Here is a 26789-nt window from a genome sequence, read left to right as displayed (position 1 = left end):
ACGCCGCCAGCGTTCGTCCTGAGCCAGGATCAAACTCTCCAAAGAATTTGATATAGCTCTTTAAAAATGACGAAGCTTGCGCTTCATTCGAAAATTGTAAATCATTTTCGCCTCATCGTTCAGTTTTCAAAGACCAAATGTTGTCGTGTTAGCGACTTTTTAATAATAGCGATTTGACCTTTTAAAGTCAACCGTTTTTTATTATTTTTTTAATTCGCATTCTGTTGTCCGTGTGTGAACAGCAGCGACGTTTATTAATATATCAGCGCCCCCTATTTTCGTCAACTGTTTTTCTAAAAAAACTTTATTTTTTGTTTTACGCTCTGTAACTGAACGAAAGAACGTTTTAAACAAACAAGCCCAGACGAATGTCTGAGCTTGTACTAGTACGCTGTCATGATGATTTAGATGACACACGTTTCTTCGTTTTGGCCTTGCCCGCTGTCGACGGTTTGACGCTCTCTGCCTGAGCAGGTGCTTGGAAGCGATGCAGCATCAAGACTTGATACGCATTGGCAAACACGAGCGTCGCTAACGCCGGCCACAAGAGAGCAATTTCATCCGTCGCCTGAAGGGCTGGAATCCATTCAATCAACGTGATGACAATCATCAAGAAGAGCGTCGGGATGAACGCACTCGCGTTCGTCTGCTTCGCCTTACTCGTCGCGATAATCCAAGATACCATCACCAACACGACCATTTCACCTATATAGCGCCACATATGATCGTTGCCGAACGCGAGCATGCGAAGATATACCGCATCAAATAACGCAAAGGCGATCAATAGCACTTGCACGCGATTCCATAACCTTGGTCCTCGGAACAAGTCCAATCCAACCCGGTGGACAATCAAATAAGCAAAGAATCCCATCATGCTAATTCCCGTCCACGTGCTCGAGTAGCTAAGCGCCGTGACGATTGCTTCCCAAGATTGACTCACTAAATAACCTGGATTGGCCAGTAAGTTCATCACAAACCCAAACAACGTCCCGAAGACGAGCGTCGTCCAAAACAACCTTAAAAATCCTTGTACCTTCATTTGTGAACCATTACCCTTCTATCTGTTGAATGACCGCTTGTGCCAATCCATCGTATGTTTTCTCAAACGGATGCCCGTCCCGATAAACCGATGGGGCAAAGTCTTCTTCGTTTTCGTACGGCTGACCGAGCGGAATTTGAGCGAGCAACTTGCTCTTCAATGCCTCGGACAACTTTTCGCCTCCACCGTAACCGAAGACATACTCTTTCTCTCCAGTCACTTTGCTTTCGAAGTACGCCATGTTCTCAATGATGCCGAGGACTTTGTGGTTCGTCTTAATCGCCATCGCCCCAGCCCGTGCAGCGACGAACGCAGCGGTCGCATGCGGTGTCGTGACAATCAACTCTTGGCATGCCGGGAGCATCGAATGAATATCGAGCGCGACATCACCCGTTCCTGGCGGTAAATCGAGGAGCAAGTAATCTAGGTCGCCCCATTCGACGTCGTTAAAGAAATTATTGAGCATCTTCCCGAGCATCGGTCCACGCCAGATGACCGGCGCGTTATCTTCGACAAAGAAGCCCATTGAAATGACTTTCACACCGAACCGCTCGACCGGGATGATTTTTTCTCCACGTACGACTGGTCTTTCTTCGATTCCGAGCATATCCGGCACACTAAAGCCATAAATGTCGGCATCAATCAATCCGACTTTTTTTCCGGCCCGCGCGAGCGCGACGGCTAAGTTGACGGAGACCGTCGATTTCCCAACGCCGCCTTTCCCTGATGCGATTGCGATGAACGTCGTGCCTGCGTTCTCACGAAGAATTGCCGGCTTTGTCGCTTCTTTCAAGCTCTCGTCATTGAGCGCCTCGAAGCGGAGGCCGACCGTCTTGAAACCTTTTCCTTTGAGCAACGTGACAATCTCTTGTTGAAGTTGGAGCTGTTCCCCGCTCCCGGTTTGACCGAGCGCGACTTTAACACTGACATAATCTTCTTTAATGCGAATATCCTTCACGCCAGCTGTATCTCCAAGCGTACGGTTGATTGTTGGATCGATCAACCCCGCCAATTCTTCACGAACTTGTTCTACTGTAAGCATGTGGTTTCCCCCTAATTTCTGTCTCGCTAACAGTATATCAAAAAAAGCGTTTTCTTGAGGGAACGGAATGCAACAATTTCATGAGCAACAAAAAAACTCTCCGCCCCAATGGACAGAGAGTTTGAACCAAATTGTTCGAAGATTAACGCTTCGAGAATTGTGGTGCGCGACGTGCAGCTTTAAGACCGTATTTTTTACGTTCTTTCATACGAGCGTCACGAGTCAAGAAGCCTTTTTCTTTGAGGCTTGGACGGAATTCTGGGTCCGCTTGAAGAAGCGCACGTGATACGCCGTGGCGAATCGCTCCAGCTTGTCCTGTGAATCCACCACCGTTAACGTTAACGATTACATCGTATTTACCTTCTGTTTCAGTCAATACGAGTGGTGATTTTGCCATCATGATCAAAGTCTCATGACCGAAGTATTCTGAAATATCACGGCCATTTACAACAACTTTGCCGTCACCTGCAACGAGGTGAACGCGAGCCACCGAGTGTTTGCGGCGGCCTGTTCCGTAGTAACGTACATCTGCCATCGTTTAGTTCCTCCCTGTGTCCCGATTAACCGCGAAGTTCGTAAACTTCTGGTTTTTGTGCTGCGTGGTTGTGCTCAGCTCCAGCGTAAACGTGGAGTTTGTTGAATGATTGACGTCCAAGTGATCCTTTTGGAAGCATCCCTTTGATTGCGAGTTCAAGCATACGCTCTGGACGTTTTGCGAGAAGCTCTTTTGCAGTTTGTGATTTCAAACCGCCTGGATGACCTGAATGACGGTAGTAAATCTTGTCGTTCAATTTGTTACCAGTCAAGTGGATTTTCTCAGCGTTGATGATGATGACGTGGTCTCCGCAATCAACGTGTGGTGTGAAAGTCGGCTTGTGCTTACCGCGAAGAAGTGATGCTACTTCACTAGTCAAACGACCAAGTGTTTTGCCTTCTGCGTCGATAAGGAGCCATTTGCGTTCTACTTCAGATGCTTTTGCCATGAATGTCGTGCGCATGTGGAATACCTCCTAAAATGTCTGTTTACTTAATTTTTTTAGTGCTTGTTTGATGCTTTATCATAATCCTAGTTTACGGGGCTAAGATTGTGGTTCATCTCTCAATGTGAAAATGAAATGCCAATGAATATAATACGATTTTATAGGGGGAATGTCAATCTACTTTTTCATAATTCACATTCCACAAATATAGACCGTGCGGTGGGGCTGTAATCCCAGCGCTACGCCGGTCTTTAGAAGCGATCATTCGACTCACATCGGCCGCCTCATATTTCCCTCGCCCGACCTCAAGCAACGTACCAACCATAATCCGAACTTGGTTATAGAGAAAGCCCGAGCCGACGAATCGGAAGTACATCTCATCGCCTGCTTCAACGAGCTCAGCTTCATAAATTGTTCTGACGCGGTCCTCCACTTCCGCCTTCGTCACCGAGAAGGACGTGAAGTCGTAGGTCCCGACTAATAGACGAAGCGCCTGGCGCATCCGCTCATGATCGAGCGTATACGTGACCGTCACGGCATGGTGGCGTCGGAACGGATCGGCGTCGCCTCGAAAGAAATAGCGATACTCTTTCCGTTTCGCCCCGTACCGTGCGTGAAACGAAGCATCGACCTCTTCGGCCGCTTGGACGAGGATATCATCCGGTAACATCGCATTCAACGCTTTGACGAACCGGTCGACCGGCATCGAGAGGTGCGTATCGAAATGCAAGACTTGCCCCCTCGCGTGGACCCGGGCATCCGTACGGCCCGAGGCCACGACTTTCACGGCTCGGCTATGCATCCGCGCCAAGACGGCCTCCACTTCGGCTTGAATCGTGTTTCCATTCGGTTGTACCTGGTAGCCCGCATAGTTCGTCCCGTCATACGCTACCGTCAGTTTGATTCGCTTCATCCAATCCCTCGCAATCCGATTAGAATGAGTGTCACGATGACAAAGATGAGGAGTAACGCCGTATCACGACGATGCCACGTCATCTCACGCAATCGTGTCCGTCCTTCACCCCCACGGTACCCTCGAGCTTCCATCGCCGTAGCGAGGTCCTCAGCGCGTTTAAACGCAGATACGAATAAAGGGATCATGAGCGGGACGACTGCCTTGAGGCGATCCATGATGGGACCGCTCTTCAAATCGACCCCTCGTGCCTGTTGGGCCTTCATGATTCGATCCGTCTCGTCGGCCAACGTCGGCAAGAACCGGAGCGAGATCGACAACATGAGGGCGATCTCATGCGCCGGTACTTTAAAGCGTTCGAGCGGGCGGAGCCCGGCCTCAATCGAGTCGGTCAGTTCCATCGGTGTCGTCGTCAGCGTCACGAGCGTCGTCAGCATGACGAGATAGAAGAAACGGAGCGAGACGATTAAGCCCATGCGGACACCTTCCGAATAAATTGCGAACGGTCCGAATGAAATCAACTCGGTTCCCTCGCGATTAAAGAACAACTGCAACAACAGCGTAAATAGGATCAGGAATAGAATCATCTTCAGTCCGTTCCATAAATACCGCCACGACAGTTGAGACAATCGCACGGCGAACAACGTGAAACCGAGCAAGAATACGTTCGTCCACAAGTTATCCGCCAAAAAGACGATTGGGATGAAGGCGAGGATAAACAACGTCTTCGCCCGCGCGTCGAGTGTGTGGAGCCACGAGTGTCCGGGAATGTACTGTCCGATAATCAAGTCGCTCTCCCCCTTCCTAGCTCGAACGCAATCCAGTCCGCCAATTCGTGCTCTGTTCGGAGCGACGGTGTGTCGACACCAAACACTGGGGCAAGTTCATTGGCGAAACGGAGCACGTGTGGAATCTCGAGCTGGAGCGTCTCGACGAGCGCCTCGTCTTTGAATAAGTCGAACGGATCTCCGTCAAAGGCGACCTGTCCGCGTTCCATGACGACGACACGTTCCGCATAGGCCAACACGTCATCCATATCGTGCGAGACGAGGATGAGTGTCAAATCGAGTTCTTGTTTTAATTGTTTGAATAACGCCAGCATCTCGCGACGACCGAGCGGGTCGAGCCCTGCCGTCGGTTCATCCACGACGAGAACGTCCGGACGGCTCGCGAGTACTCCGGCGATAGCGACACGGCGCATCTGTCCGCCTGAGAGATCGAACGGCGAACGGCTCCAAAGCGCTTCATCGAGCCCGACAAGGCGTAAGGCGACATGGGCCCGTTCTTTCGCTTCGTCTTCAGACGCCCCGAAGTTACGTGGGCCGAACATGACGTCGCGTTCGACCGTCTCTTCAAATAATTGATGTTCCGGATATTGAAAGACGAGCCCAACGCGGCGCCGAAGCGGGAGTAAGCTTTGCTTTTTATCGCGACGCTTCGTGATTGCACGGACTTCGATGTCATCGACGACGACACGACCTTTTGTCGGCCGCAACAGGCCGTTCATATGTTGAACGAGCGTTGATTTCCCAGAGCCGGTATGGCCAAGAAACGCAACAAGCGCCCCCGACGGAATCATCACATTCACATCGCGCAGCGCGGTTCGTTCAAACGGAGTATTCAATTGATATTGGTAAGTCACTTCTTCAATGCTAATCGGCATAGATGGTTCACCAACTCCGAATGTTGTAGCATCAGACGATCGAGTGGTATGCCCCGTTCCTTCAGTTCGAGTTGCATCCGGACAATAAACGGTACGTCGAGCTGAATGGCTCGTAACGCCTCCGGATTTTGAAACACGTCTTCGGGTGTGCCAGTCATCGCAATCTTGCCTTTCGACAATGCAATGATACGGTCGGCAAACAACACTTCGTCGAGCTCGTGGGTAATGGCGACAACGGTCATCCCTTCTGAGACAAGCTGTTGCACCGTTTCAATCACCTCTTTGCGCCCAATCGGGTCAAGCATCGAGGTAGCTTCATCGAGCACGAGGACATGCGGGCGCATTGCGAGAGCCGAAGCAATCGCAACACGCTGCTTTTGTCCACCGGATAACTGATGCGGTTCACGGTCCGCTAGTTCCGATAATCCAACGCGCGCTAGACTGTCATCAATTCGACGAACCATTTCTTGACGTGGAAGCCCCATGTTTTCGAGAGAGAATGCCACATCATCGCGCACGGTCGCCCCGACAAACTGGTTGTCGGGATTTTGGAAGACGACACCGATCCGTTTCCGAACGTCCCACACGTCTGTGGCGTCCGTTGGATCGAGTGCCTCAACCCGGACTTCTCCTTCTTGAGGAAGCAAAAGCCCATTCCACAACTTCGTCAAAGTCGACTTACCAGAACCGTTATGGCCAACGATTGCGAGCCATTCCCCTTTGTATACGTCGAGTGACAACCCATTGAGGGCTGGCTCGGTCTGTCCCGGGTAACGAAACACGATATCGCGTACCATAATTTGAGATTCCATCTGCCGACTCCTTTCCGATGTGGAAACAGGGCAATACGTCACCGCATGCCCTGTTGACTGCCTAATGAATTAGACGAGTTCGATGATTACGACTTCCGCACCGTCACCGCGGCGTGGGCCGACTTTCATGATGCGTGTGTATCCACCTTGACGTTCAGCGTAGCGTGGTGCCACGTCTTCGAACAATTTTTGGATTGCGTCTTTTTCTCCAGCGTTCTCTTTGCGAACGAATGAAGCTACTTGACGACGGGCATGAAGATCGCCACGTTTCCCAAGAGTGATCAATTTTTCAACGACTGGGCGAAGTTCTTTCGCTTTTTGTTCAGTTGTTTGAATGCGCTCGTTGATAATAAGGTCAGTTGCAAGATCACGTAAAAGTGCCTTACGTTGCGAGCTTGTACGGCCGAGTTTCGAATAAGCCATTACATTTCCCTCCTTCGTTTGAACTTAGTCTTCTTTACGCAAGCCCAAACCGAGTTCGTCCAACTTGAGTTGAACTTCTTCGAGTGATTTACGTCCGAGGTTACGAACTTTCATCATCTCTTCCTCTGATTTGTTTGCGAGTTCTTGAACCGTGTTGATGCCAGCGCGCTTCAAGCAGTTGTACGAACGAACTGAGAGATCGAGTTCTTCAATCGTCATTTCGAGTACTTTTTCTTTTTGGTCTTCTTCTTTCTCGACCATAATTTCTGCATTGAGAGCTTCGTCAGTCAAGCCAACAAAGATGTTCAAGTGTTCTGTCAAAATTTTCGCCCCGAGCGATACCGCTTCTTCCGGACGGATTGAACCATCTGTCCACACGTCTAATAGAAGCTTATCGAAGCTAGCATCTTGACCGACACGTGTTTTATCTACTTCGTAGTTCACGCGTTGAATCGGTGTGTAGATCGAATCGATTGGAATTACGCCAATCGGCATATCATCACGTTTGTTATCTTCTGCCTGGACGTAACCACGGCCACGGCGAGCAGTCAAACGCATGCGAAGCGTCGCGTTGTCAGCGAGAGTCGCGATGTGGAGCTCAGGATTCAAGATTTCAACGTCGCTATCATGGGTAATGTCTGCCGCAGTGACAGCACCGGCACTTGAAACGTTAATCTCAAGCGTTTTCTCTTCGTCCGAGTACACTTTGAGTGCCAACTTCTTGAGGTTAAGTACGATTTGCGTGACGTCTTCGACGACTCCGTCAATCGTAGAGAACTCATGAAGTACGCCATCGATTTGAACCGCTGTTACCGCTGCACCAGGGAGCGATGACAAAAGAATTCGACGTAGTGAGTTGCCGAGAGTCGTGCCATATCCACGTTCAAGCGGTTCCACCACGAATTTACCAAACGTAGCATCCTCGCTGATTTCGACCGTTTCGATCTTTGGTTTTTCAATCTCGATCATCTGAACCCCTCCTTGAGTGTATCCTGCCATGCAGCGCGAGCTGCATTGTATATGCTGTTTGTGCTAGGTAAGCCCTTCACACGCACAAGCGATTATACGCGGCGACGTTTTGGAGGGCGGCAACCGTTGTGCGGAACTGGTGTTACGTCACGGATTGCAGTTACTTCAAGACCAGTAGCTTGGAGGGCACGGATAGCCGCTTCACGTCCAGCACCAGGACCTTTAACGTTAACTTCTACTGTACGCATACCGTTGTCCATTGCAACTTTCGCTGCAGTTTCAGCAGCCAATTGTGCTGCGAACGGAGTCGATTTACGTGATCCTTTAAATCCAAGGTTACCAGAAGTAGCCCATGAGATCGCGTTACCTTGCGTGTCAGTGATTGTAATGATTGTGTTGTTGAAAGTAGAACGGATGTGTACCACACCGACTTCAACATGTTTTTTGACTTTACGTTTTGAACGTACATTTTGCTTACGTTTCGCCATTGTTCAATTCCCTCCTTTACTTCTTCTTGTTCGCTACTGTACGGCGTGGGCCTTTACGAGTACGCGAGTTGTTCTTCGTGTTTTGTCCGCGAACAGGGAGACTACGACGGTGACGAACACCGCGATAAGCGCCGATTTCAATCAAACGTTTAATGTTGAGTGAAACTTCACGACGAAGGTCACCTTCAACTTTGATTCCGTCAATTGCTTCACGGATACGGTTGATTTCGTCTTCTGTCAAATCACGTGTGCGTGAATCTTCAGATACGTTTGCAGTCTTCAAAATTTCTTGTGCTCTTGTTTTACCAATACCAAAGATGTATGTGAGCGAAATAACGATACGTTTTTCGCGTGGAATATCTACACCAGCAATACGTGCCATGTGTGCACCTCCTCTTAGATTAACCTTGTTTTTGTTTGTGTTTCGGGTTTTCGCAAATTACCATTACTTTACCCTTACGACGAATAACTTTACATTTTTCGCAGATCGGTTTTACCGACGGTCTTACTTTCATGATTATACCCTCCTCCTGGAAAAATCGGAGTTACTTGTAACGGTACGTAATCCGCCCGCGAGTCAAGTCGTACGGAGACAACTCGACAGTTACGCGGTCACCTGGAAGGATTCGAATATAGTGCATCCGAATTTTCCCTGAGACGTGCGCGAGCACCGTGTGGCCGTTTTCTAACTCCACTTTAAACATTGCGTTTGGAAGTGGTTCGACAACAGTGCCTTCCACTTCAATGACATCTTGTTTCGCCATCATTTATTCCCCTTTCTATATGAAGATATTTAGGAGCACAGACGATCTATCGCATTGTACTGTGAGAGAAGGATCCGTTACGGATCAGCACGAAGCAATAGAGCCTCATTCACCGGAATCGAGTTTCGTTAAAATCTCGTATCCATCGTCTGTGATGGCGATGGTGTGCTCAAAGTGGGCGCACATGCTACCGTCCACTGTCACAACTGTCCAGTTGTCAGCCAGTGTTCGAACATAGCGTTGACCAGCATTGACCATTGGTTCAATGGCTAACGTCATTCCAGTCTTCAGGCGCGGCCCTTTCCCCGGTGGACCATAGTGCGGAATTTGCGGTTCTTCATGCAAATTTTGTCCGACACCATGACCGACGTATTCGCGGACGACAGAGAAATCATGAGATTCCACATACGCTTGAATCGCATGCGAAATGTCTGTCAGACGCTGCCCAGCCTTAGCGTGCTCCAATCCTTTATACAGACTTTCTTCAGTTACGTCAAGTAACTGCTGCGTCTCTGCTGAGATTGTTCCCACTGGATACGTCCAAGCGGAATCTCCATGGTATCCGTTATAGTAGGCACCGATGTCGATTGAGATGATATCTCCATCGTTCAATACCCGCTTTCCGGGAATCCCATGAACAAGCTCTTCGTTCACTGAAGCACAAACGCTACCGGTAAACCCGTTGTAGCCTTTGAACGACGGTGTCGCACCTTGGCTGCGAATGTATTCTTCCGCGATCCGGTCGAGCTCAAGCGTCGTAATACCTGGTTTGATGTGCTCTTTGAGCACCTGGTGTGTTCGAGCAACAATTTGCCCAGCCTCACGCATAATCGCTATTTCACGAGGCGTCTTCGTGATGATCATTCAGTACCACCGAGTAACGCTTTGACATCGGCGTATACGACATCGATTGGACGATCTCCATCCAATGTACGAAGATACCCTTTTTCAGCGTAAAAGTCAATGAGTGGTTTCGATTGCTCGATGTTGACGTCAAGGCGACGGCGGACCGTTTCCTCTTTATCGTCTTCACGTTGCATGAGAGCCGACCCATCCACATCACAGATGCCTTCCACTTTAGGTGGGTTGAAGATCACATGATATGTCGCACCGCACGTCGGGCAGATCCAACGACCTGTCAAACGCGGGACGAGAATTTCCGCATCCACATCGATATTCACGACATGGTCAATCTGTTTTCCCAAATCTTTAAGCAAACTTTCGAGTGCCTCTGCTTGAGCAACAGTACGCGGGAATCCATCGAGTAGGAAGCCGTTTTTCGTATCATCTTGACTCAAACGCTCACGTACGATTCCGATTGTTACCTCATCCGGTACGAGTTCGCCTTTATCCATGAACGATTTTGCTTCTTTGCCGAGTGGCGTTCCGCCTTTGATTGCCGCACGAAACATGTCGCCTGTCGAAATGTGTGGGATTTGGTACTCTTCAACGATTTTAGCCGCTTGAGTCCCTTTCCCTGCACCCGGTAAGCCCATGAGTACTAGATTCATCTCAGTTAGCCTCCAGTTTTGATTTTCACAACACGTCGTAAACACGACAGGAAGGAAGGGTGTACCCTTCCTTCCGCTTTAACGGATAAAGCCTTTGTAGTGTCGTTTTACGAGTTGACTTTCGATTTGTTTCATCGTTTCGAGGGCTACCCCGATCACGATCAACAAGCTCGTTCCTCCGATTTGCACCGAAGTTGGGAGACCGGCAAGCTTAATGAAGATTGTCGGCATGATCGCAACGAGCGATAGAAAAATCGCTCCGAAGAATGTCAAACGATAGAGCAACTTCGTGATGTACTGTTCTGTTTGCGCCCCAGGACGAATCCCAGGAATATAGCCACCTTGCTTCTGCAGGTTTTCTGCCATCTGTTCAGGATTGACCTGAATGAATGTATAGAAGTAAGCGAACGCGATGATGAGCGCTACGTAGATTGACATTCCGATTGGAGCTGTCGTATCGAAGTAGGTCTGCAACTTCTGCGTCGTTTCCGGAGAAGCAATGAAGCTTGCAACAGTTGGTGGTGTCACCATGAAGGAAATCGCGAAGATAACCGGGATGACACCGGCAGCGTTTAGTTTGATTGGCAAGTGCGTCGACTGTCCGCCCACAGGGGTACGGTTCGCCGTGCGTTTTGCGTATTGAATCGGAATTTTGCGAGCGGCCTGTTGAACATAAATGATCCCCATAGTCACCGCAAGGATAACGAGCAATAACACAACCAAGTAAACGATGTTAATGAATAACGCATCTCCAGCATTTTGGAGCTTCGTCTCATAAATCTGCGTGAAGATTCTTGGGAACCCAGCGACGATACCGGCGAAGATAATGATGGAAATACCATTCCCAACACCTTTCTCCGTCGTCATCTCACCAAGGAACATCAAGAACGCCGTACCGGCAGTCAGTACGATCGCGATCACGAAATAGGTTGCCGTGCCCCACGTCTCATTGACGAGACCTGGATAGAGGCGGTTAAATCCAAACGACAATGAAGTCGCTTGAATAAACCCTAAGATGATCGTCCCATAGCGCGTGACCGTCGCTAGCTTTTTACGTCCAGACTCGCCTTGTTTTGCCCATTCGGCAAACTTCGGAACGACGTCCATTTGTAAGAGCTGCACAACGATCGATGCCGTAATATACGGCATGATCCCCATTGCGAACAGGGAGAAGTTCTGTAAAGCATTTCCTCCAAACAAGTTCAAGAAGTCGAGTAGACCTCCTGAGTCAAAACGCAACACATCCGTATTCACCATCGGCACCGGGATATGGGCCCCGATGCGGAAAATGATGATGATTGCGAGTGTGAAGAGAATACGCTGTCGAATATCTTTCACGCGCCACATATTGGAGATCGTCTGAAACATCAGATCACCTCAACTGAACCGCCAGCTGCTTCGATCGCTTCTTTCGCTGCACCCGAGAATTTGTTGGCTTTTACAGTCAATTTTGTTTCAAGCTTGCCGTTAGCAAGTACTTTGATTCCGTCTTTAGCAGAGCTGACAACACCAGTCTCGATTAAGAGTTCTGGAGTAACTTCAGTACCTGCTTCGAAACGGTTAAGCGTGTCTAGGGAAACAACTGCATACTCTTTACGAGTAGGGTTGTTGAAACCGCGTTTTGGAAGACGACGGTAAAGTGGGTTTTGCCCACCTTCAAATCCTGGACGAACGCCACCGCCCGAACGAGCTTTTTGACCTTTATGTCCACGGCCAGAAGTTTTACCGTTACCAGTCGCCATACCGCGACCGACACGGTTGCGTTCGTGACGCGAACCTGGAGTTGGCTTCAATTCATGGAGTTTCATAGTGGCACCTCCTTATTTAATAAAATCTGGATTATTCGTTGATTTCGTTTACAGTCACAAGGTGCGACACCTTTTTGATCATACCACGCATCGCTACGTTGTCAGGGACAACGACAGTCTGATGCATTTTACGAAGACCGAGTGTACGTACTGTTACACGCTGATCCTCAGGACGACCAATGATGCTGCGTGTGAGGGTGATTGCGAGTTTCGCCATGTCTAATTCCCTCCCTTATTTAAGAAGTTCTTCTACGCTTTTACCGCGTAGTTTAGCAACTTCCTCTGCTTTTTTAAGCTCTGTCAAGCCTTGTACCGTCGCACGGACGATGTTGATTGGTGTGTTAGATCCAAGCGATTTCGAAAGGATGTCACCTACACCTGCAAGTTCGAGCACTGCACGAACTGGTCCACCTGCGATAACCCCAGTACCTTCAGAAGCTGGTTTCATGAATACACGACCTGCTCCGAATACTCCTGTGATTTCGTGTGGAATTGTTGTACCGACCATCGGTACTTGAACCATGTTTTTCTTAGCGGCTTCAATAGCCTTGCGGATCGCTTCTGGCACCTCTTGTGCCTTACCTGTACCGAAACCGACGTGACCATTCTTGTCACCTACGACGACGAGAGCGGCGAAACGGAAGCGACGGCCACCTTTCACGACTTTCGCGACGCGGTTTACGGTAACAACGCGTTCTTCGAGTTGTTCCATGTTAACGTCTAACTGGCGCATCGAGTGTCCCCTCCTTTTTGTTAGAATTTAAGACCTGCTTCACGAGCTGCTTCAGCAACAGCTTTGACGCGGCCATGATAGAGGTATCCACCACGGTCGAACACAACAGTGTCGATACCTTTCTCGAGTGCACGTTCAGCTGCAAGTTTACCAACAGCTTTCGCTGCTTCAACGTTGCCGCCGTTTGTAAGATCGAGAGCTTTATCTTTCGAAGATGCTGACACAAGCGTTGTTTGTGCTGCATCATCGATGAGTTGAACGTAGATGTGCTTGCTCGAGCGGAATACGTTCAAACGTGGACGAGCTGCTGTCCCCGTGATCGTACGACGTACACGAGCATGACGTTTCTTACGAACTGCATTTTTGTCTGCTTTTGTGATCATTTATGCCACTCCTTTCCGTTCATTTCGTGACGAATTACTTACCAGTCTTACCTTCTTTACGGCGAATACGTTCATCAGAGTAACGAACACCTTTACCTTTGTAAGGTTCTGGAGCACGGTACGAGCGGATTTGAGCTGCAACGTGACCGACGCGCTCTTTGTTAATCCCTTTAACGATGATTTGCGTGTTTGAAGGAACTTCAATCTCGATACCTTCTTCAGCAACGTACTCGATTGGGTGCGAGTAACCGAGGCTGAGGACGAGTTTGTTACCTTGCTTAGCTGCACGGTAACCAACCCCTGAGATCTCAAGTGTTTTCTGGAATCCGTTAGACACACCTTCCACCATGTTGGCGATAAGGGCACGTGTCGTACCGTGGATCGTACGGTTCTCTTTCGAGTCATCCGGACGAACAACAGTCAATTCGTTTTCTTCAACTTTGATTTCCAAGGCCGGGTTAGCTGAAAGCGAAAGTTCACCTTTAGCACCTTTTACTGTGACCGTGTTGTCTTCTGCAACCGATACAGTAACGCCAGCTGGAATCGTAACTGGTTTTTTACCAATACGTGACATTGATTACACCTCCGTTCTTGTTAGAAAAGTGACTTACCAGATGTAGGCGAGCACTTCGCCGCCGACTTGTTGTTGGCGAGCTTCTTTATCAGTCATAAGACCTTTTGATGTCGAAAGAACTGCGATACCGAGTCCTCCGAGTACTTTTGGTACTTCATCTGCTTTTGCGTATACACGAAGACCTGGTTTCGAAATGCGTTTGAGACCAGTGATAACACGTTCGTTGCTTGCTCCGTATTTAAGGAACAAACGAAGTGTACCTTGCTTAGCGTCCTCGATATATTCAACATCGCGAATGAAACCTTCACGCTTGAGGATCTCTGCAACCTCACGTTTGATATTAGAAGCTGGAAGCTCTAATTTTTCATGGCGAACCATGTTAGCGTTACGGATACGTGTAAGCATATCTGCAATTGGGTCTGTCATTACCATGCGATGTACCTCCTTTCACACTGTTAGTGGATTACCAACTTGCTTTTTTAACACCAGGGATTTGACCTTTGTATGCAAGATCACGGAACTTGATACGGCTGATCCCGAATTTACCCATGTAACCATGTGGACGACCTGTGATGCGGCAACGGTTATGAAGACGCACAGGTGAAGAGTTACGTGGCAATTTGCTGAGTCCGATGTAGTCGCCTTCAGCTTTCAATTGTGCACGTTTCTCAGCGTACTGGGCAACGAGTTTCTCGCGTTTTTGTTCGCGATTCACCATTGACTTTTTAGCCATGTTGTCGACCTCCCTTTAGATTATTTTTGGAATGGCATTCCGAGAAGTGTGAGCAATTCACGAGCTTCTTCGTCTGTGTTCGCTGTTGTAACAACAACGATATCCATACCGCGTACTTTTGTTACTTTATCGTAATCGATCTCAGGGAAAATAAGTTGCTCTTTCACACCAAGCGTGTAGTTACCGCGTCCGTCGAATGCTTTCTTCGATACACCACGGAAGTCACGTACACGTGGAAGTGAAACAGTTACCAATTTGTCGAGGAAATCGTACATACGCTCGCCACGAAGAGTAACCTTCGCACCGATTGGCATGCCTTCACGAAGTTTGAAACCAGCGATTGATTTCTTAGCCTTCGTTACGAGTGGTTTTTGACCAGAAAGAATTGATAATTCTTCCACTGCCATGTCAAGAGCCTTCGAGTTCGAAACAGCGTCACCTACACCCATGTTGATGACGATCTTGTCGACCTGTGGGACTTGCATAACTGAGTCATAGTTGAATTTATCCATCATCGCTTTCACGATGTCGCTTTTATACTTCTCTTGCAAACGGTTCATAGTCGAATGGACCTCCTTTCGTCACGTTCTTCTTATTTATCGAGTACTTCGCCCGATTTCGCGACACGAACTTTTTTACCATCGACTACTTTGAAACCAACGCGAGTTGGTTTGCCCGTTTTAGGGTCGAGTGGCATGACGTTCGAGACGTGAATTGGTGCTTCGATTTCAAGGATACCGCCTTGTGGATTCGCTTGTGATGGTTTCGAGTGTTTTTTAATCACGTTGATACCTTCTACGACTACGCGGTTCTTGCTTGGCATAGCTTTGAGGATAACCCCTTGCTTGCCTTTATCTTTACCAGACATTACCTGGACTGTATCGCCTTTTTTAACATGCATCGTTTTGCGCACCTCCTTATAGGATTGAAATTGGAAATTAAAGTACTTCCGGTGCCAACGAAACGATCTTCATGAATTCTTTTTCACGAAGTTCACGTGCAACTGGCCCGAAGATCCGAGTGCCGCGTGGGCTCTTGTCATCTTTGATGATGACTGCTGCGTTCTCATCGAAACGGATGTACGAACCATCTTTACGACGAGCGCCGCGTTTTGTACGAACGACAACTGCTCTGACAACGTCACCTTTTTTAACAACGCCACCTGGTGTTGCTTGTTTTACCGTTGCGACGATAATGTCACCGATGTTGGCAGTCTTACGACCTGAACCACCGAGGACTTTAATTGTCAACAGTTCACGCGCGCCAGAGTTGTCTGCTACTTTCAAGCGAGATTCTTGTTGAATCATGCGAGTGTACCTCCCTCCGGATGTTTATAGATCCGAACTGTTATTAGATGATTACTGACTCTTCTACTACTGTTACGAGACGGAAACGTTTGTCTTTAGAAAGCGGACGTGTTTCCGCGATGCGTACCACATCGCCGATTTTAGCGACATTGTTCTCATCGTGTGCTTTAAATTTCTTCGTGTAGTTTACACGTTTGCCATAAAGCTTATGACGTACTTTTGTTTCAACTGCAACGACGATCGTTTTGTCCATTTTGTCAGACACGACGCGTCCAGTGAGTACTTTACGCTTATTGCGTTCCATGAGTGTTACCTCCTCTTAAAGAATCCGATTAGATTAGCCGTTGTTGATGCCGAGTTCGCGTTCACGAAGAATCGTTTTAGCACGCGCAATCGACTTGCGTACTTCACGGATACGAGCAGGATTCTCAAGCTGACCTGTAGCCAATTGGAAACGAAGGTTAAAGAGTTCTTCTTTCCACTCGCCTACTTTACCGTTGAGCTCTTCAGTTGTTGATTGACGGAGATCAGTTGCTTTCATTCGTATCACCACCATTTTCTTCACGTTTCACGAACTTACATTTAACTGGAAGTTTGTGTGCAGCAAGACGAAGCGCCTCACGTGCTACTTCCTCAGATACACCCGCGATTTCAAACATAACTTTGCCAGGCTTAACTACAGCTACCCAGCCTTCTGGAGCACCTTTACCCGAACCCATTCGGACTTCGAGAGGCTTTTTCGTGTATGGCTTGTGTGGGAAGATCTTGATCCACACTTTACCACCACGTTTCATATAACGTGTCATTGCGATACGTGCTGATTCGATTTGACGGTTTGTGATCCAGCTCGCTTCGAGCGATTGGAGACCGAATTCACCGAAATGAACTGTTGTGCCGCGTTTTGCATTTCCGCGCATTTTACCACGGTGTACACGACGATATTTCACGCGTTTAGGTAACAACATAGTGTGTTGCCTCCTTCCTGAAAGAGTGTTTATTATTCAGCGTTTTTAGCTGTGTTGTTTTTTGTTGGAAGAACTTCACCATGGTACAACCAGACTTTAATCCCGATTTTACCATAAGTTGTGTCAGCTTCAGCTGTTCCGTAGTCGATATCGGCACGGAGTGTGTGAAGTGGAACTGTTCCTTCCGAGTACTTCTCTGAACGAGCGATATCAGCGCCACCAAGACGACCAGAAACTTCTGTTTTGATCCCTTTGATGCCAGTGCGCATCGAACGTTGGATTGATTGTTTCATTGCACGACGGAATGACACACGGCCTTCCAATTGACGAGCGATGTTTTCAGCAACAAGTTTAGCGACAGCGTCCGCGTTTTTCACTTCAACAACGTTGATGTGAACACGTTTGCCTTCAGCAAGCTTGATGATGTTTTTACGGAGTGATTCGATTTCCGAACCACCTTTACCGATAACCATACCTGGTTTCGCAGTGTGAAGTGAAATGTTTACGCGATTTGCAGCGCGTTCGATTTCTACTTTAGAAACACTAGCATCCTTCATTTTGTTTTCGATGTATTCACGAATAACGAAGTCTTCATGAAGGAGATCTGCGTAGTCTTTCTCAGCGTACCAACGCGAATCCCAGTCTTTGATAATACCAACGCGAAGACCGTGCGGATTTACCTTTTGACCCACTACATATCCCTCCTTATTTCTCAGTTACCACGATGTGGATGTGGCTTGTGCGTTTGTTAATGCGGCTTGCGCGACCCATCGCACGTGGGCGGAAGCGTTTGAGTGTTGGACCTTCGTTGACGAAGATTTCCGACACTACAAGGTTCTCAATATTCATATCGTAGTTGTGCTCTGCGTTTGCAATCGCTGACTTCAATACTTTTTCAACGATTGGCGACGCTGCCTTGTTCGTGTGAGCAAGGACAGAGAGCGCTTCGCCGACTTGTTTCCCGCGAATTAAGTCTACAACGAGACGTGCTTTGCGAGGAGCAAGACGGACCATATTAGCTGATGCTTTAGCTTGCATGGATTTGACCTCCCCTCAAATTACCGTTTCGTTTTCTTGTCTGATCCGTGACCTTTGTACGTACGTGTTGGAGCGAATTCACCAAGTTTGTGACCGACCATGTCTTCTGTCACGAATACTGGTACGTGTTTACGACCATCGTGTACACCGAACGTGTGACCCATGAATTCTGGGAAGATTGTCGAGCGACGTGACCAAGTTTTGATGACTTGCTTCTCACCAGATTCGTTAAGTTTGTCAACTTTAGCGAGCAAATGGTGATCTGCGAATGGACCTTTTTTCAAGCTGCGACCCATGATAGAACCTCCCTTTGGAATGATTCGGGAACGGCCCTTTCGAACCGCCCGAGAATCATGTAGTAATTATTTCTTACGGCGACGAAGGATGTACATGTCGCTCGATTTGTTTTTCTTACGTGTTTTAAGACCAAGAGCTGGTTTACCCCAAGGAGTAAGTGGGCCCGAACGACCGATTGGCGCACGACCTTCACCACCACCGTGTGGGTGATCAACCGGGTTCATTACAGAACCACGTACTGTTGGGCGTTTGCCTAACCAACGTGAACGTCCTGCTTTACCGATGTTTACTAGTTCGTGTTCTTCGTTACCAACTGAACCGACTGTCGCGCGGCAAGTGCCGAGGAACAAGCGTGATTCACCTGATTGAAGACGAACGATAACGTACTTGCCGTCACGTCCTTGGATTTGTGCCGATGCACCAGCCGCACGAACAAGCTGACCGCCCTTACCAGGCTTAAGCTCGATGTTGTGGATAGTAGTACCGACAGGGATGTTCATAAGTGGAAGAGCGTTCCCCACTTTGATATCCGCTTCTGGGCCAGCCATGATTTCCATGCCTACTTTGATGCCCTTAGGAGCGAGGATGTAACGTTTCTCACCATCTGCATAGTTGATGAGGGCGATGTTTGCTGAACGGTTTGGATCGTATTCGATCGTAGCAACGCGTCCGACGATGCCATCTTTGTTACGTTTGAAATCGATGATACGGTATTTACGTTTGTGTCCGCCACCTTGGTGACGTACTGTCAAACGACCTTGGTTGTTACGACCGCCTTTTTTCGAAAGCTTTTCAGTTAACGATTTTTCAGGGCGATTCGTTGTGATCTCTGCAAAGTCGAGAGATGTCATGTTACGGCGACCGTTAGTGGTCGGCTTAAACTTTTTAATTGCCATCGAGGATTCCCTCCTTTTCTTCTAAGGTAGTAAATTAACCGAGGAAGTCGATTGTGTTGCCTTCAGCAAGAGTTACGATCGCTTTTTTACGACGCGATGTGTAACCAGAGTGACGACCGACACGTTTCGCTTTCGGTTTCATGTTCATTGTGTTTACCGAAGCAACTTTCACGTTGAAGATTGTTTCGATAGCGTGCTTCACTTGTGATTTAGTCGCTTTAACGTCGATCTCGAAAACGTATTTGTTAGCTTCCATGAGGCTAACAGAACGCTCAGTGATGATAGGACGTTTGATGATATCGTATGCTTGAGCCATTATGCAAGCACCTCCTCTACCTTCGCAACCGCATCTTTAGTGAAGATGACTTTGTCGTTAGCAACGAGGTCAAGAACGTTAACGCCGGCTGCTTCGATCACAGTCACTCCTGGGATGTTACGAGCTGCGAGAGCGATAGTCTCATTGTAGTCCGCTGTGACTACAAGAGCCTTACGTTCTACTGATAGGCCAAGAAGTACAGCGACCATATCTTTTGTTTTTGGTGCATCGAAAGCAAGGCCTTCGAGGACGATCATTTCGTTGTTTTTCACTTTTGACGACAAAGCCGAGAGAAGTGCAAGACGACGAACTTTTTTAGGAAGCTTGTAAGAGTATGAACGTGGTGTTGGACCGAAGACTGTACCACCACCAACCCATTGTGGTGAGCGGATAGAACCTTGGCGCGCACGACCAGTTCCCTTTTGTTTCCATGGTTTACGGCCGCCACCGCGTACTTCCGAGCGACCTTTCGTATCGTGAGTACCTTGACGGCGTGATGCTTGTTGCATAACGATCGCGTCATAAAGTACTGAGTCATTTGGCTCGATACCGAAGATGGCTTCTGCCAATTCGATTTCGCCAACTTGTGAACCTGTTTGGTTAAGCAAAGCTACTTTAGGCATTCGTAATTCCTCCTTTCCGTGCAGTTAATTAGTTACCCTTTACCGCTGTTTTGATGATGACGTTCGACTTGCGAGCGCCTGGGATTGCGCCTTTAACGAGTACAAGGCCGCGTTCCACGTCAACTTTGACAACTTCAAGGTTTTGAATCGTTTTACGCTCGCCACCCATTTGACCAGGAAGAAGCTTCCCTTTAAATACGCGGTTAGGAGCTACAGGACCCATCGAACCAGGACGACGGTGGTAGCGCGAACCGTGAGCCATTGGTCCACGTGATTGTCCGTGACGCTTGATCGCACCTTGGAATCCTTTACCTTTCGATGTACCTGTTACGTCTACTAATTCACCTGCAGCGAAAATGTCCGCCTTGATCTCTTGACCGATTTCGTATCCTTCTACTGAAGTACGAATCTCTTTGATGAAGCGCTTAGGTGTCGCACTTGCTTTCGCAGCGTGACCTTTTGCTGGTTTGTTTTGACGTGATTCTTTGATGTCTCCGAAACCGAGTTGAAGTGCCTCGTAACCGTCTGTTTCAACCGTTTTAAGTTGAAGAACGACGTTTCCTTCGACAGCAACTACTGTTACTGGTACGACTTCGCCTGCTTCGTTGAAGATTTGAGTCATACCGAGTTTTGTTCCTAAGATTCCTTTAGCCATGAGATACACCTCCTGTTTAATAATTATTGTCTCTTCTGGCTAGTATCTACTATATGAAGAATTAAAGTTTGATTTCGATGTCCACACCTGATGGTAATTCGAGACGCATAAGCGCATCAACCGTTTTTGGTGTTGGGTTAACGATGTCGATCAAGCGTTTGTGTGTACGCATTTCGAACTGTTCACGAGCATCTTTGTACTTGTGAACGGCACGAAGGATCGTGTAGATCGATTTGTCAGTTGGAAGCGGGATTGGTCCCGAAACCTTTGCACCTGAACGCTTCGCAGTATCAACGATTTTCTCAGCTGATTGATCGAGTACGCGATGGTCGTATGCTTTTAAACGAATACGGATTTTTTCATTTGCCATGTAAGTTTCCCTCCTTTGTCGCCTATTTTTAAAAATAGACAGTTCTCCGCGGAAATTTCCACACCGGCCATGGCAAAGCTGCCTGGCGTGTCATAACCTCCCGCTTCATCGCAGCGTGCTTGTGTCAGCAGAGGTATCCGATCATTGCAAATCAACGATTGGACCCGATTTCTGCTGTAAAGTCTCTCACCACTCGCACAAACACTTAATCATTATATCGAATCTACATATGAAATGCAAGATTTGATTTTTTAATTATGCCGGATGTCTGATGAGTTGTTCAACGTTCACTAATGTAACAAGATTCGAACCCATTTGCAAGCTATTTTCCTTCTTTTGTTGAACTATTTCTTTCGAGAACCGCCGTGCCAACTCGACCTAGCGTTTCATATAGGTTCCGAAGCGTTCGGTGACGGCTTCAATGACCGAGGCGGGGGCTCGTTTGAGGCATGCTTGGACGATCCCTTCGTTGAGCTCATGCGTCTCAAAATAATCCGCCAGTCGATTAAGCTGATCTTCCCGACCGATGACCGTATACAGCACGACCCACTCTTCGAGTCGCATCCAGCTGCCGACCGGTTCAATGTAGGGATGCGTATAATTCCCATCGGTACACTTCATCCGGAAACTGGCCATCACATCGATGTCGCCCCCTTCAAACACATATTCACTAAAGTATGTCGTCATGTAGTCGGCATGCGGTTTCGTTTCGACTTTCTCGCCGACTCGGCTCAACACTTGATCCAATCGTTCGAATTGATCCGGCTCCACGAATACATCCAAGTCATTCGTCGTTTCGATGAGTCCATGATGCTTCAATAACGTCGACCCACCGAACCGACACGCAATCCCGTTCAGCCGGCATAACGTCTCGACTTGTTTTTCCATCCTCGTCACCCCTTCCTGCAACATATGTCCCATCTTACCACGTCTCGCCATAAAACAAAAAAGCAGCCCGCAAAATGCGGACTGCTTGAAAGGTCAGTGTATCAATCGATTACTCGATGATTTCAGTTACTGAACCAGCGCCTACTGTACGGCCACCCTCACGGATTGAGAAACGTGTTCCGTCTTCGATCGCGATTGTAGAAATCAATTCGATCGTCAACTCGATGTTGTCTCCTGGCATTACCATTTCAGTACCTTCTGGAAGGTGAACGATACCTGTTACGTCAGTTGTACGGAAGTAGAACTGCGGACGGTAGTTCGCGAAGAATGGCGTGTGACGGCCACCCTCTTCTTTAGAAAGAACGTAGATTGAAGCTTTGAACTTTGAGTGCGGCGTGATTGAACCTGGCTTAGCAAGTACTTGTCCACGCTCGATGTCTTCACGTGATACACCACGGAGAAGAGCACCGATGTTGTCGCCAGCTTCAGCGTAGTCAAGAAGCTTACGGAACATCTCTACACCAGTACATACAGTTTTCTTAGTTTCTTCTGTAAGACCAACGATTTCAACTTCGTCGTTGACGCGGAGAACACCACGCTCAACACGACCAGTCGCTACAGTACCGCGACCAGTGATTGAGAATACGTCCTCAACTGGCATCATGAATTCTTTGTCCGTGTCACGAACTGGCTCAGGGATGTACTCATCAACTGCGTTCATGAGTTCCATGATTTTTTCTTCCCACTGTGGTTCGCCGTTAAGCGCGCCAAGTGCAGAACCTTTGATTACAGGGAGGTCGTCGCCTGGGAAGTCGTACTCAGAAAGAAGTTCACGGATTTCCATTTCAACGAGCTCAAGGAGTTCTTCGTCGTCCACCATGTCAACTTTGTTCATGAATACGACGATGAAAGGAACACCTACTTGACGTGAAAGAAGGATGTGCTCACGTGTTTGTGGCATTGGGCCATCAGTTGCCGAAACAACGAGGATCGCGCCGTCCATTTGTGCAGCACCAGTGATCATGTTTTTAACATAGTCAGCGTGACCTGGGCAGTCAACGTGTGCATAGTGGCGTTTGTCAGTTTCGTACTCGATGTGAGCTGTTGCGATTGTGATACCGCGCTCACGCTCTTCAGGAGCACCATCGATTGCGTCAAACTTTGTAGCTGTTTTCCCTTGTGCTTTTGAAAGTACAGCTGAGATCGCTGCAGTCAAAGTTGTTTTACCGTGGTCGACGTGGCCGATTGTACCAACGTTAACGTGCGGTTTAGAACGGTCGAATTTTTCTTTACCCATTCTAGATTCCTCCTCTATTAGACAATTAGTTTTTTATTTAACTAGGAAGACGTAGGCTACTTTTAACATACGTCCTCCTTAGCTTACAACAATCAATTAAGCGTTACAACCGTTATTAGCCGTTCGCTTTTTTGATGATTTCTTCTGCGATTGACTTCGGTACTTCTTCGTAGTGATCGAAGTGCATCGAGTACGTTCCGCGTCCTTGCGTACGTGAACGAAGCGATGTCGCATATCCAAACATTTCTGAAAGTGGAACCATTGCTTTAACGACTTGAGCGTTACCGCGTGCTTCCATACCTTCTACGCGTCCACGGCGTGACGTGACGTCACCCATGATGTCTCCCAAGTATTCTTCTGGGATGACAACTTCAACACGCATCATTGGCTCAAGGATGACAGCTTTCGCTTGTTCCTTAAGTTGTTTAACCGCCATCGAAGCAGCAACTTTAAACGCCATCTCGTTCGAGTCGACATCGTGGTACGATCCGAAGACGAGGGCAGCTTTAACGTCAACTACTGGGTAACCAGCGAGGATACCGTTTTCGAGAGCTTCTTCAATCCCGTTCTGAACAGCTGGGACGTATTCACGTGGTACAACACCACCGACGATCTTGTTCTCGAATGCGAATCCAGCGCCTTCTTCGTTCGGCTCGAATTCTACGACAACGTGACCGTACTGACCGCGTCCACCTGATTGACGTACGAATTTCGAATCGATCTTCGCAGCGCCACGGATTGTCTCACGGTAAGCAACTTGTGGTGCACCAACGTTAGCTTCTACTTTGAATTCGCGACGCATACGGTCAACGAGGATATCAAGGTGAAGCTCACCCATACCAGAGATGATCGTTTGACCAGTCTCTTGGTTTGTTTCAGTGCGGAAAGTTGGATCCTCTTCTGCGAGTTTCGCGAGGGCTTGACCCATCTTGTCTTGGTCGGCTTTCGATTTAGGCTCGATCGCGACCGAGATAACTGGTTCTGGGAATGTCATTGACTCGAGAACGACGTTGTCTTTCTCTGAGCAAAGCGTATCACCAGTCGTAGTATCTTTAAGACCAACGGCAGCGGCGATGTCACCAGCGTATACCATTGGAATTTCTTCACGGCTGTTCGCGTGCATTTGAAGGATACGACCGAGGCGCTCACGCTTACCTTTAGTCGAGTTCTTCACATACGAACCAGCTTGTGCTGTACCAGAGTACACGCGGAAGAACGTCAATTTACCGACGTAAGGATCCGTCATGACTTTGAACGCAAGTGCCGAGAAGGGAGCTTCGTCAGAAGGCTCACGCGTGATTTCTTCTTCTGTGTCGAGGTTAACACCTTTGATTGACTCAACATCAAGTGGTGATGGGAGGTAATCAACAACAGCGTCCAACATCAATTGAACACCTTTGTTTTTGAAGGCAGAACCAACGAGTACAGGGTAGAATTCTACGCTGAGTGTTGCTTGACGGATACCAGCTTTGAGTTCTTCGATTGAGATTTCTTCGCCTTCGAGGTATTTCATCATCAACTCTTCGTTGTAGTCAGCAACCGCTTCGATCAATTGACCGCGAAGTTCTTCAGCTTCGTCAGCCATGTCAGCTGGGTAGCCATCCGTTACTTCGATGTCAGTACCGAGGTCGTTCGTGTACATGTATGTCTTCTTCTCAACGAGGTCGATGATTCCTTTGAATTCATCTTCCGCACCGATTGGAAGTTGGATTGGATGTGCGTTTGCGTGTAAACGTTCGTGAAGTGTTTTCACCGAGTACAAGAAGTCCGCACCGATCTTATCCATCTTGTTGACGAATACGACACGTGGAACACCGTAAGTCGTCGCTTGACGCCATACAGTTTCTGTCTGTGGTTCAACACCTGACTGAGCGTCAAGTACCGCAACAGCGCCATCAAGTACACGGAGTGAACGTTCAACTTCAACTGTGAAGTCTACGTGTCCAGGTGTATCGATGATGTTTACACGGTGGCCATTCCACTGTGCAGTTGTCGCTGCAGAAGTGATCGTGATTCCACGCTCTTGCTCCTGCTCCATCCAGTCCATTTGTGAAGCTCCTTCATGAGTTTCACCAATCTTGTGGATACGACCTGTGTAATAAAGAATACGTTCAGTTGTTGTCGTCTTACCGGCATCGATGTGAGCCATGATCCCGATGTTACGAGTATTCTTTAGGGAGAATTCTCTTGCCATACTGGGTATTCTCCTTCCGCATGTGTTTTTCGTGTGCTGGCACACGATATGATTATACCCGAAAGCCACTCCATTAAGCCACCGCTTGGTGACGTGGAGTGGTCTTTACGTTTAACTTACCAACGATAGTGAGCAAACGCTTTGTTCGCTTCTGCCATCTTATGCATGTCTTCGCGTTTCTTAACAGACGCACCAGTGTTATTGGCTGCATCCATGATTTCGTTCGCGATACGTTGCTCCATCGTTTTCTCGTTGCGGAGACGAGCGTAGTTCACGAGGTAACGAAGACCAAGTGTCGTACGGCGCTCTGGACGAACTTCAACAGGAACTTGGTAGTTTGCTCCACCAACACGGCGAGCTTTAACTTCAAGTACAGGCATGATGTTGTTCATTGCTTCTTCGAACACTTCCATAGGCTCTTTGCCTGAGCGTTCAGCGATGAGGCCAAATGCGTTGTAAATGATAGTTTGAGCTGTACCTTTTTTACCGTCTAACATGACACGGTTAATGAGGCGAGTTACCAATTTCGAGTTGTAGATCGGATCTGCGATAACGTCACGACGTTCTGCACGGTTTTTACGCATCCGAGTACCCTCCTTTCAAAATTTCAGTAGTTTTTAGTTTCGCGAGAATTACTTCTTCGCAGCTTTCGGACGTTTCGTACCGTATTTAGAACGGCCTTGCATACGTCCGTCAACACCTGCAGTGTCAAGCGCACCACGAACGATGTGGTAACGTACCCCTGGTAAGTCTTTTACACGTCCTCCACGGATAAGAACAACGCTGTGCTCTTGAAGGTTGTGGCCAATACCTGGAATGTACGCAGTCACTTCGATTTGGTTAGTCAAACGAACACGAGCATACTTACGTAATGCCGAGTTCGGTTTCTTCGGAGTCATTGTACCAACACGTGTACAAACACCACGTTTCTGTGGCGAGCTCACGTTAGTTTGTGACTTGATGAAACTGTTGTAACCTTTGTTAAGTGCTGGAGAGTCAGATTTAACGACTTTCGATTTACGTCCTTTACGGACTAACTGGTTGATAGTAGGCATCTTTGAAGATCCTCCCTTCCTGAATTATGCTATTTTCTAGACCCACCGACCCG

At 48.0% G+C, this 26789-nt stretch carries 43 protein-coding genes; all 43 read right to left on the bottom strand.

All coding sequences use genetic code 11. The features are described from left to right. Positions 1–394: 394 nt before the first annotated feature. The gene (locus tag KNP72_RS14080; protein ID WP_029594433.1) at positions 395–1039 is read right to left on the bottom strand and encodes a KinB-signaling pathway activation protein; all 645 of its coding nucleotides are present in this window, start codon (positions 1037–1039) and stop codon (positions 395–397) included. Between the two features lie 10 nt (positions 1040–1049). Beyond that, positions 1050–2081, bottom strand: a complete 1032-nt coding sequence (locus KNP72_RS14075; RefSeq protein WP_021066632.1) for an Mrp/NBP35 family ATP-binding protein — start codon at positions 2079–2081, stop codon at positions 1050–1052. 142 nt (positions 2082–2223) lie between these two features. After that, positions 2224–2616: a 30S ribosomal protein S9 gene (gene rpsI / locus KNP72_RS14070; RefSeq protein WP_021066631.1), complete on the bottom strand. Its 393-nt coding sequence runs from the start codon at positions 2614–2616 to the stop codon at positions 2224–2226. A gap of 25 nt (positions 2617–2641) precedes the next feature. Further along, positions 2642–3079, bottom strand: a complete 438-nt coding sequence (gene rplM / locus KNP72_RS14065) for a 50S ribosomal protein L13 (RefSeq protein WP_021066630.1) — start codon at positions 3077–3079, stop codon at positions 2642–2644. Between the two features lie 154 nt (positions 3080–3233). Further along, positions 3234–3974, bottom strand: a complete 741-nt coding sequence (gene truA / locus KNP72_RS14060) for a tRNA pseudouridine(38-40) synthase TruA (RefSeq protein WP_214720366.1) — start codon at positions 3972–3974, stop codon at positions 3234–3236. Continuing rightward, positions 3971–4762 carry an energy-coupling factor transporter transmembrane component T family protein gene (locus tag KNP72_RS14055; RefSeq protein ID WP_214834070.1) on the bottom strand — a complete coding sequence of 264 codons (792 nt, stop codon included), beginning with the start codon at positions 4760–4762 and terminating at the stop codon, positions 3971–3973. Before KNP72_RS14055 ends, truA begins: the two co-directional genes overlap by 4 nt. Further along, entirely contained in the window at positions 4759–5637 is an 879-nt protein-coding gene (locus KNP72_RS14050) for an energy-coupling factor transporter ATPase (RefSeq protein WP_214720364.1), read from the bottom strand. The genes KNP72_RS14055 and KNP72_RS14050 overlap by 4 nt, the downstream gene beginning before the upstream one ends. Then, the gene (locus KNP72_RS14045; protein ID WP_029594432.1) at positions 5613–6449 is read right to left on the bottom strand and encodes an energy-coupling factor transporter ATPase; all 837 of its coding nucleotides are present in this window, start codon (positions 6447–6449) and stop codon (positions 5613–5615) included. Before KNP72_RS14045 ends, KNP72_RS14050 begins: the two co-directional genes overlap by 25 nt. 69 nt (positions 6450–6518) lie before the next feature. Further along, complete coding sequence (gene rplQ / locus KNP72_RS14040; protein WP_012727650.1) at positions 6519–6872, bottom strand: 50S ribosomal protein L17; 354 nt, start codon at positions 6870–6872, stop codon at positions 6519–6521. 24 nt (positions 6873–6896) lie between these two features. Then, the gene (locus KNP72_RS14035; RefSeq protein WP_021066625.1) at positions 6897–7841 is read right to left on the bottom strand and encodes a DNA-directed RNA polymerase subunit alpha; all 945 of its coding nucleotides are present in this window, start codon (positions 7839–7841) and stop codon (positions 6897–6899) included. Between the two features lie 92 nt (positions 7842–7933). Beyond that, on the bottom strand, positions 7934–8329 hold the full coding sequence (gene rpsK, locus KNP72_RS14030) for a 30S ribosomal protein S11 (protein WP_021066624.1): 396 nt from the start codon (positions 8327–8329) through the stop codon (positions 7934–7936). 16 nt (positions 8330–8345) lie between these two features. After that, on the bottom strand, positions 8346–8711 hold the full coding sequence (rpsM, locus tag KNP72_RS14025) for a 30S ribosomal protein S13 (RefSeq protein WP_021066623.1): 366 nt from the start codon (positions 8709–8711) through the stop codon (positions 8346–8348). 19 nt (positions 8712–8730) lie between these two features. Further along, positions 8731–8844: a 50S ribosomal protein L36 gene (rpmJ, locus tag KNP72_RS14020; protein ID WP_003156543.1), complete on the bottom strand. Its 114-nt coding sequence runs from the start codon at positions 8842–8844 to the stop codon at positions 8731–8733. 30 nt (positions 8845–8874) lie between these two features. Continuing rightward, positions 8875–9093, bottom strand: a complete 219-nt coding sequence (gene infA / locus KNP72_RS14015; RefSeq protein ID WP_021066622.1) for a translation initiation factor IF-1 — start codon at positions 9091–9093, stop codon at positions 8875–8877. A 105-nt stretch (positions 9094–9198) separates the two neighbouring features. After that, on the bottom strand, positions 9199–9957 hold the full coding sequence (gene map, locus KNP72_RS14010) for a type I methionyl aminopeptidase (RefSeq protein WP_021066621.1): 759 nt from the start codon (positions 9955–9957) through the stop codon (positions 9199–9201). After that, entirely contained in the window at positions 9954–10604 is a 651-nt protein-coding gene (locus KNP72_RS14005; RefSeq protein ID WP_029594431.1) for an adenylate kinase, read from the bottom strand. The genes map and KNP72_RS14005 overlap by 4 nt, the downstream gene beginning before the upstream one ends. A gap of 78 nt (positions 10605–10682) precedes the next feature. Continuing rightward, positions 10683–11972, bottom strand: coding sequence for a preprotein translocase subunit SecY (secY, locus tag KNP72_RS14000; protein WP_021066619.1), 1290 nt, complete (start codon positions 11970–11972; stop codon positions 10683–10685). After that, on the bottom strand, positions 11972–12412 hold the full coding sequence (rplO, locus tag KNP72_RS13995; protein WP_021066618.1) for a 50S ribosomal protein L15: 441 nt from the start codon (positions 12410–12412) through the stop codon (positions 11972–11974). Before rplO ends, secY begins: the two co-directional genes overlap by 1 nt. A gap of 31 nt (positions 12413–12443) precedes the next feature. Then, positions 12444–12629 (bottom strand): 50S ribosomal protein L30, encoded by a 186-nt coding sequence (gene rpmD, locus KNP72_RS13990; protein ID WP_214709841.1) that lies wholly within the window; start codon positions 12627–12629, stop codon positions 12444–12446. Positions 12630–12644: 15 nt separating this feature from the next. Continuing rightward, the gene (rpsE, locus tag KNP72_RS13985; RefSeq protein ID WP_034817136.1) at positions 12645–13145 is read right to left on the bottom strand and encodes a 30S ribosomal protein S5; all 501 of its coding nucleotides are present in this window, start codon (positions 13143–13145) and stop codon (positions 12645–12647) included. 20 nt (positions 13146–13165) lie between these two features. Then, positions 13166–13528 (bottom strand): 50S ribosomal protein L18, encoded by a 363-nt coding sequence (gene rplR, locus KNP72_RS13980; RefSeq protein ID WP_012727661.1) that lies wholly within the window; start codon positions 13526–13528, stop codon positions 13166–13168. Between the two features lie 34 nt (positions 13529–13562). After that, a complete protein-coding gene (gene rplF, locus KNP72_RS13975; protein WP_021066615.1) occupies positions 13563–14102 on the bottom strand; it encodes a 50S ribosomal protein L6 in 540 nt (179 codons plus the stop codon). A gap of 33 nt (positions 14103–14135) precedes the next feature. Continuing rightward, complete coding sequence (gene rpsH / locus KNP72_RS13970; protein ID WP_021066614.1) at positions 14136–14534, bottom strand: 30S ribosomal protein S8; 399 nt, start codon at positions 14532–14534, stop codon at positions 14136–14138. A 31-nt stretch (positions 14535–14565) separates the two neighbouring features. Next, positions 14566–14835 (bottom strand): 30S ribosomal protein S14, encoded by a 270-nt coding sequence (gene rpsN / locus KNP72_RS13965; RefSeq protein ID WP_021066613.1) that lies wholly within the window; start codon positions 14833–14835, stop codon positions 14566–14568. A 20-nt stretch (positions 14836–14855) separates the two neighbouring features. Further along, on the bottom strand, positions 14856–15395 hold the full coding sequence (gene rplE, locus KNP72_RS13960) for a 50S ribosomal protein L5 (RefSeq protein ID WP_016508927.1): 540 nt from the start codon (positions 15393–15395) through the stop codon (positions 14856–14858). A gap of 32 nt (positions 15396–15427) precedes the next feature. After that, on the bottom strand, positions 15428–15736 hold the full coding sequence (gene rplX, locus KNP72_RS13955) for a 50S ribosomal protein L24 (protein ID WP_021066612.1): 309 nt from the start codon (positions 15734–15736) through the stop codon (positions 15428–15430). Positions 15737–15773: 37 nt separating this feature from the next. After that, positions 15774–16142 (bottom strand): 50S ribosomal protein L14, encoded by a 369-nt coding sequence (gene rplN, locus KNP72_RS13950; RefSeq protein WP_012727667.1) that lies wholly within the window; start codon positions 16140–16142, stop codon positions 15774–15776. Between the two features lie 43 nt (positions 16143–16185). Continuing rightward, positions 16186–16446, bottom strand: a complete 261-nt coding sequence (gene rpsQ, locus KNP72_RS13945; protein ID WP_021066611.1) for a 30S ribosomal protein S17 — start codon at positions 16444–16446, stop codon at positions 16186–16188. Between the two features lie 33 nt (positions 16447–16479). Beyond that, positions 16480–16683 carry a 50S ribosomal protein L29 gene (gene rpmC / locus KNP72_RS13940; protein WP_012727669.1) on the bottom strand — a complete coding sequence of 68 codons (204 nt, stop codon included), beginning with the start codon at positions 16681–16683 and terminating at the stop codon, positions 16480–16482. After that, the gene (gene rplP / locus KNP72_RS13935; RefSeq protein WP_016508922.1) at positions 16670–17107 is read right to left on the bottom strand and encodes a 50S ribosomal protein L16; all 438 of its coding nucleotides are present in this window, start codon (positions 17105–17107) and stop codon (positions 16670–16672) included. The genes rpmC and rplP overlap by 14 nt, the downstream gene beginning before the upstream one ends. A 32-nt stretch (positions 17108–17139) precedes the next feature. Further along, the gene (gene rpsC / locus KNP72_RS13930; protein WP_021066610.1) at positions 17140–17799 is read right to left on the bottom strand and encodes a 30S ribosomal protein S3; all 660 of its coding nucleotides are present in this window, start codon (positions 17797–17799) and stop codon (positions 17140–17142) included. Between the two features lie 13 nt (positions 17800–17812). Beyond that, entirely contained in the window at positions 17813–18145 is a 333-nt protein-coding gene (gene rplV / locus KNP72_RS13925; protein ID WP_021066609.1) for a 50S ribosomal protein L22, read from the bottom strand. A gap of 20 nt (positions 18146–18165) precedes the next feature. Then, positions 18166–18441, bottom strand: a complete 276-nt coding sequence (gene rpsS / locus KNP72_RS13920; protein WP_012727673.1) for a 30S ribosomal protein S19 — start codon at positions 18439–18441, stop codon at positions 18166–18168. Positions 18442–18507: 66 nt separating this feature from the next. Continuing rightward, positions 18508–19338, bottom strand: coding sequence for a 50S ribosomal protein L2 (rplB, locus tag KNP72_RS13915; protein WP_021066608.1), 831 nt, complete (start codon positions 19336–19338; stop codon positions 18508–18510). Between the two features lie 34 nt (positions 19339–19372). Beyond that, positions 19373–19654 carry a 50S ribosomal protein L23 gene (rplW, locus tag KNP72_RS13910; RefSeq protein WP_021066607.1) on the bottom strand — a complete coding sequence of 94 codons (282 nt, stop codon included), beginning with the start codon at positions 19652–19654 and terminating at the stop codon, positions 19373–19375. Next, positions 19654–20277 carry a 50S ribosomal protein L4 gene (gene rplD, locus KNP72_RS13905; protein WP_021066606.1) on the bottom strand — a complete coding sequence of 208 codons (624 nt, stop codon included), beginning with the start codon at positions 20275–20277 and terminating at the stop codon, positions 19654–19656. The genes rplW and rplD overlap by 1 nt, the downstream gene beginning before the upstream one ends. 28 nt (positions 20278–20305) lie before the next feature. Next, positions 20306–20932: a 50S ribosomal protein L3 gene (gene rplC, locus KNP72_RS13900; RefSeq protein WP_021066605.1), complete on the bottom strand. Its 627-nt coding sequence runs from the start codon at positions 20930–20932 to the stop codon at positions 20306–20308. 61 nt (positions 20933–20993) lie between these two features. Further along, a complete protein-coding gene (rpsJ, locus tag KNP72_RS13895) occupies positions 20994–21302 on the bottom strand; it encodes a 30S ribosomal protein S10 (RefSeq protein ID WP_021066604.1) in 309 nt (102 codons plus the stop codon). A gap of 378 nt (positions 21303–21680) precedes the next feature. Continuing rightward, positions 21681–22190 carry a hypothetical protein gene (locus KNP72_RS13890; protein WP_214834067.1) on the bottom strand — a complete coding sequence of 170 codons (510 nt, stop codon included), beginning with the start codon at positions 22188–22190 and terminating at the stop codon, positions 21681–21683. Between the two features lie 109 nt (positions 22191–22299). After that, the gene (gene tuf, locus KNP72_RS13885) at positions 22300–23487 is read right to left on the bottom strand and encodes an elongation factor Tu (protein WP_021066602.1); all 1188 of its coding nucleotides are present in this window, start codon (positions 23485–23487) and stop codon (positions 22300–22302) included. 115 nt (positions 23488–23602) lie between these two features. Next, positions 23603–25681 (bottom strand): elongation factor G, encoded by a 2079-nt coding sequence (gene fusA, locus KNP72_RS13880; RefSeq protein ID WP_214720362.1) that lies wholly within the window; start codon positions 25679–25681, stop codon positions 23603–23605. Between the two features lie 116 nt (positions 25682–25797). After that, a complete protein-coding gene (gene rpsG / locus KNP72_RS13875) occupies positions 25798–26265 on the bottom strand; it encodes a 30S ribosomal protein S7 (protein WP_021066600.1) in 468 nt (155 codons plus the stop codon). Positions 26266–26313: 48 nt separating this feature from the next. After that, entirely contained in the window at positions 26314–26736 is a 423-nt protein-coding gene (rpsL, locus tag KNP72_RS13870) for a 30S ribosomal protein S12 (RefSeq protein WP_012727683.1), read from the bottom strand. Positions 26737–26789 lie beyond the last annotated feature (53 nt).

Origin of the sequence: Exiguobacterium sp. s152, from assembly GCF_018618335.1 — a bacterium.
Lineage (GTDB): Bacteria > Bacillota > Bacilli > Exiguobacteriales > Exiguobacteriaceae > Exiguobacterium > Exiguobacterium chiriqhucha.
This window is presented reverse-complemented; position numbering and strand designations above follow the sequence as displayed.